Source organism: Microcystis sp. LE18-22.4A, from assembly GCF_027531105.1.
GTDB classification, from domain to species: Bacteria; Cyanobacteriota; Cyanobacteriia; order Cyanobacteriales; family Microcystaceae; genus Microcystis; species Microcystis aeruginosa.
Window position 1 is genome coordinate 1 of sequence record NZ_JAPZRB010000639.1, and the last position, 5,708, is coordinate 5,708.

Sequence of the window (5,708 nt, forward strand, 5' to 3'; positions counted from 1 at the left end):
TGCTGAAAATAGGCTTCTTGCAGAAATTGCTTCAGGGGAGTTGTTTGCGGTTGAGAAAAAACGCCACATTTACCTTTCATGGCAAAAGTGCTGGGATTTAACGCCAGATAATTACAGTTTTTCACTTTTTGAATTTGACTATTAACTAATAGTGCAATTCTCGAAGATTTAGGAATATTACAAGATTGATACAGGGTAGGAATCTGCTGTAATTGCTCAATATTCCAAGCATGGGGAACAATATCCAAACTATTCCAGAGTCGGCTGCTTTGATTGAGACCTGGCTCCGTATTTCCGTAGTAATCAGAAAAGGTTTGATCCCCTGGGGTTGCTCCCGCAGAAAATTGGGTATTGACGGTGATTTGTTTACCGGTAGGGTTCCAAGTTGCTTGATTTTCGTACAGCCATAATGCCATTACTGGAGATAATGCTCCGCCTAAACTATGGCCGGTGGTAATGATTTCAATAGGTTGGTCAGATTGGCTGGGAATTTCCTGGGTCAAAAATTCTAACAGGGAGCGGTTAGAGGTATCTTTCAGGTTTTGCAGAATAGTAATTCCGGTGTTTGTTCCTTCCGAAATTTTTCCGCGTTCGGGGAATTGCGTTGACCAGGAAACCATGTTATGGGTAGCAGCATCCTCCTGTAACCAATCAAAAACTGATTGGGGATTCGTAGCGGCGATCGCAACTACATATTGAGGGTTATTGGTTTCGGCATTTTCTCCCTTCGCCACATACATAATATTATCCCAGTTCTGATTTTTAGGATCATGATAATAAATAACAGGACCCCAAAGAATTGTCCATTGACCAATTTTTCCTTGAACCGTAGGATTGGCTAAATCGGAAATAACTTTCTCGCTATTACTGATATTAGCGAACATGGAAAGACAGAAAAGCGTTTGTTGTTGATCGTAAGTAGGCATTGAAATTTTCTCCAATTGTCAATTGATTAGGCGTATCTTAGACAAATCTAGGTAATGGTCACAAAACAAATTTCACAAAAAAGGGATGACCGCTCTTTTTAACTTGATTAAGTTGACCCCAATTTACCCCATCATTAGAGGCGTAAAAATTAGCACCAGAACAGCTATTTGAGGATAAACCTGTAGGACAAGCATAGTCAAAAGTAAGAGAGTTACCCCCTACTTGGGAATAGACTGCACTCCCTTGAGTGCCATATAGTCCGGGAGCATCTTGTAACCAGAACTTGACCTGTTCTCCGGGGTTAATCTGTTGAGGAGGACTGACAACATAATAACCGTGTTCATTAGTTGCAGGTTTAGTTAAGGTTAAGGTTGACTTTCCCTGAGTGTTATCAATACTAACATAACAGGAATAATCCATTGACATCGAGGAAATTACTGAGTCCGGCGGGGCAGCAAAAGGAACAATTTGATAAGAATTATTCTGCTTTATTACTTGACAAACATTACTTTGGCAGGTATCTGTATCAATCACAGCAAAAGTAAAGGTTTGTGGGGGAACATCGGGACTGGAAGGACACTCAAACCCATCATTAACATATTGAACAAAGCCATTAGTTATACCTAATTTCGGAGCGTGGGTATGTCCTAAAACGATTAAATTTGAGTTGGATTCTAAAGCGGATTGTTGAGCAAACCAAGCAATATAAGTTCCACTTAAATCAGCGATCGCCGATTTGCCCGTAATCATTTCACCATTAGTACCTCCTCCCCAATCAGCAATCCACTGATCTTGTAAACCACTATATATCTGTTTAGCATCTGCCATAGTTTTTGTTTGGCCATTCGCTAAAATAATCGGCTCATTTTCCGGTATTCCAGTTACTTTAATTATGTAATCAAGCACGGCACTGACTAAGTTACCTGAAGTAATGAGAGAACCAACCGAGGAAACCAAACCACTTAAATCGATTCCGTTAGGATTACCTTGTCCCGATAAATCAGCAACAGTTTGTCCCGGAGTAAGGGTGTTGTTTAACATATAACCTATAGCTCGGGTAACAAAATGACCAACAGGTAAAGGACTCAGGGAAGATTGAAGATCGGGAGCATTAAACATGGTAAAAATGTTACCATGGGTAAAAGCCATTTTTTGTCCATTGCTAGAGGTGACATAATAAATCGTATCTGAACAATATTTTATCTTGTAATTAGCTGAGTTTTGAATGTTATTTAAGTCATTTTGAGTGACATTCATGTCATGGTTTCCATTGACATAAGTTACATTCCCTTGGAGAGCAGTTAAAGCTTGACTTAACTTTCCCGTTGCTCCAAAAATATTAGGATTGGCGTTAATTATATCAACGGTAGCCGGAGGAGTAAAATTAGGCGGATAAGTCCAAAAGTCGAACAGATCACCAAGTCAAATTAGCTCCTGAATAGAGTCAGCGTTATCAATCACATAATCTAGAATCGCTGACAAATACGGTTCATGAAAACTTTTTTGATACCAATTAGTAGGGACATTCGTGCCAATATGTACGTCACTTAAGACAACAATTTTATTCTTTGCCATGATAGATTTTCTCTCCTTGTCAAAAAGTAAAGTGGTTGATATTCCTAGAGCAAAATTTATATAGTATAGGGCATAACATCAATGTATAGATACCTGCCCGTCAAGTCAATTATCCAAAGATTAAACTTAGGTTAAAATTAACCATTGAGGCACACCGCCTTCCTTATCAATGTAGGTAATATCTTGGTCAATGCCAATGCCATTAACTGGTTCACCAACGTAAGACTGTACCATTTGATAACTACGAACCGCCACCGGGGGAACGGTACTTTCTGATTGCCAATAATGTTGAAAAGGCAAATCATAGAGTTGCTGACTATTCAAAATCGAATTAGCCCCCACATATAACCCGGGTAAATAACCCGCGCCTGCGACAGCATTATACCAACTTGTGCAGTATTGAATTACCGCTTCGGCTGAAACTTCAGAACTAATTCCTTCCAGATCTAACCAAACATTTACTTTCCTGGGAAAACCCACTGAAATTGCATTATTTGCCGCATTATCGCCGTAGGTTGTTCCCAATTGGGCGGAAGGAACCCAACCAGGGGAAGAAACGTGCTGCACAGGCATTAACGCCAGTCCTCCTTGTAAAATGCTAAGAGCTTCTTCGTAGGTTAAATCCCCCGGTGCTTCTCCTGCACCCAAGGAAAGATAACGGAGACAAAATTTGTAACCCTGACTGGCAAATTTTTGGGCGGTAGCTTTGGTAATTACAGAATCAGCATCAAACCCCAAAGATTGATTGGGCGCACTTTGAATAATTCCGGGTAATTGAGTCATAGTTGATGTCTCCTTGAGCAAAATTCAACTAAATTGATGACTTATTTATGAATGACGATCGAGCAAGAAATTAGTTGCTGTTCCCTCAAAACATATAGCAATATCTTTCTCGTTTCCAGGCTCTGCTTTAAATATTGTGTTCAGGTAGAACCTGACGGGAGCGTTCCCAGGTAGAACCCTGGAACGAGATAACGAGATATTCTCGCAGTCTTAAACTTAATTAAGCAACCGCTACTCCCGAATAAGGACCCGAACAAGGGGTTTCTGGGGCAACCCATTGCAAAGTTCCGGTAAAGCTCTGCTGACCGTTACTATTAGTGGAAAAAGTTAAGCTTGCCGATGAGATATTTCCCCCTGTGGCAGTCCAACTTAGCACGTTAGTAGAAGGATCAAAAGTCCAACCATTAATCAGAGAACCACTAAGATATACTTGAACACTAGACGATTCCGTATTTAGGCTGATCGTTAAATTCGGCGGGGTTGCCCACTTCGAATAGGTAGTTTGCGTATAATTTCCGACCCATTGCACTGGGTCCGCCGAAATGGACGACCAACTAGCAGGCGAAAAACTCAGACACACCGGTTGCAATTGATTCAGATAATCGCCGCTGCTGCCTTGAAAGCCGATGAGAGTGCAGTTCCCAGGAACACTCCAAGTGGCAACGGAAGCTGAATCACAACTGGCAGGTGCAAGCAAGGAGGTTTGGCCATAGTTGGTGCTGAATTGAACTGCGTTCACATAATCACCATAGATGACAGTGATTTCGGTAATAAATTCTCCTTTGCTCAAGTTGAGTGCTGGCCAGGCATTCACCGTGCCTTGGCCATGGGCAAACTGTTGGGTCCCGTTGAGGGATTGGTAAGTTGTGCCAATTTGGTTGACATAATCACCACCCCAAATTGAAACAGAAATCAACAGCGGTAGTTGGCTCAACGGGAGTGGTGTCGGGTTACTGCTGTTGTTGCTGCTCGTTGCTGTGGTTACAGTACTGCCATTGATGGTTTCGCAGCCGATCGCGATTGAACTGTTAATATCCCAGAAATCGGCGCTTGCATCATTACCCCAGATTGGTCCGGTAACGATTGACCAGTTAGCCGTAGGTACACCATTAGTAATACTTTGAGGTTGTGTTGGGTAGGAGGAGGCAGTAAACGGATTTTGAAACAAACTAATCTGTTGCGATCGCAACGCCTGATAATCACTTTTCAACTGCCCACAGTTTGCGGCAAAAGTGGCATCGCCAGTGTAGTTATAACGTTGATACAAATCGTCAACAATCTGCATCTGGTTATTGATGGTGGCCAGAGTACCCAGATAGCTGTTAATGGCATCAGCGACTGGGCGATTACTGGCGAGAAATTGCCAGTTACTGGTTTCACTAACCAGATTCTCATAACCAGCGGTGGTATAACTGAGGGCGATGCCTGAACCAGTAACGTTATTGGCACTCAAGCCATGGGCAAATGCCAGGAGACTTTGGATTACATTGGTTACAGTGACGCTGTTAGCAGGATCGCTGGTCGAGGTGCTGCTGGTGGCGTAGGGAAGGGATAACTTACTGATTTCAGGATTCAAGGCCTTCATTAACGGTGCTGCGCCTTGGCTGGAACTGCTGGAACTGCTGGAACTGCCGGTGCTGTTAAATGGATTGGGCAGGGGCGTATCACTGCCGCGTATCACCTGGTAAGCGTAGAAATCAAGGGTTAGTGAAGACACCGCCTGAGTAATATTTTTGGCAAGATTAGCGCTTAAAGTGATGGGCGGATCACTTGGCACCACTCCCTGAGCGCTTAAACTGTTGAGGACTGATTGCTGTTCCGAAACAGTGCTGCACTCAAAAACAAACAGGGCAATATATTCCATACCCAACACTGCCGAAGAGACATAGCTATCGCCATAGGCACTATAAAACTGCGTCGGTGAACTGCTAAACAAGCTTTGTGCGCTACTGCTTAATTGCGGTGTGCCATTATTGACATCCTCACCGCCGTAAACGGACGGTGATTCCCAAACCTCACGATTTAGGTTTCTGCTTCTTTCCCGAAGGATTTTTCGCACCTGCCTTAACAGATTTACTCTGTTCTGGTCATCAGGTCGCTCTACAGACTGACACCGCAAGCCCTGCGGCCAAAATATTTTTACTGGCGTTAATATCTCGGTCATGGTGTGTACCACAGTCTGGACAATCCCACTCTCGAATATTTAACGGCATTTTCTCAGCAATATACCCGCAATTACTACACCTTTTAGAGCTAGGAAACCATCTATCTATTTCGATGTAATTTCTCCCATACCAACGGCATTTATAGGCTAATTGTCGGGTTATTTCTCCCCAGCTTACATCAGATATTGCCTGAGATAATTTCGGGTTTTTGACCATATTCTTGACGGCTAAATTCTCAACCACAATCGTTTGGTTTTC

At 42.7% G+C, this 5,708-nt stretch carries 4 protein-coding genes and 1 pseudogene; all 5 read right to left on the reverse strand.

The genetic code is table 11. The features are described 5' to 3' along the window. Window positions 1–926, reverse strand: a 926-nt coding sequence (locus O9295_RS27050; protein ID WP_288036352.1) for a lipase family protein, incomplete at its 3' end; no start/stop codon positions are given. A 58-nt stretch (window positions 927–984) separates the two neighbouring features. Continuing rightward, entirely contained in the window at window positions 985–2,184 is a 1,200-nt protein-coding gene (locus O9295_RS27055) for a hypothetical protein (protein ID WP_288036353.1), read from the reverse strand. Window positions 2,185–2,628: 444 nt separating this feature from the next. Next, the gene (locus O9295_RS27060) at window positions 2,629–3,285 is read right to left on the reverse strand and encodes a DUF1906 domain-containing protein (RefSeq protein WP_002759945.1); all 657 of its coding nucleotides are present in this window, start codon (window positions 3,283–3,285) and stop codon (window positions 2,629–2,631) included. A 220-nt stretch (window positions 3,286–3,505) separates the two neighbouring features. Continuing rightward, on the reverse strand, window positions 3,506–5,344 hold the full coding sequence (locus O9295_RS27065; protein ID WP_288036354.1) for a jacalin-like lectin: 1,839 nt from the start codon (window positions 5,342–5,344) through the stop codon (window positions 3,506–3,508). Beyond that, window positions 5,301–5,708, reverse strand: a pseudogene (locus O9295_RS27070) (RNA-guided endonuclease TnpB family protein); the annotation flags it as partial. The gene O9295_RS27065 and the pseudogene O9295_RS27070, both read right to left, overlap by 44 nt.

What these genes read in the sequence shown, in the direction of transcription:
- O9295_RS27055 (WP_288036353.1), bottom strand. Translation starts at nt 2,184, where the DNA reads ATGAATGTCACTCAAAATGACTTAAATAACATTCAAAACTCAGCTAAT.
- O9295_RS27060 (WP_002759945.1), bottom strand. Translation starts at nt 3,285, where the DNA reads ATGACTCAATTACCCGGAATTATTCAAAGTGCGCCCAATCAATCTTTG.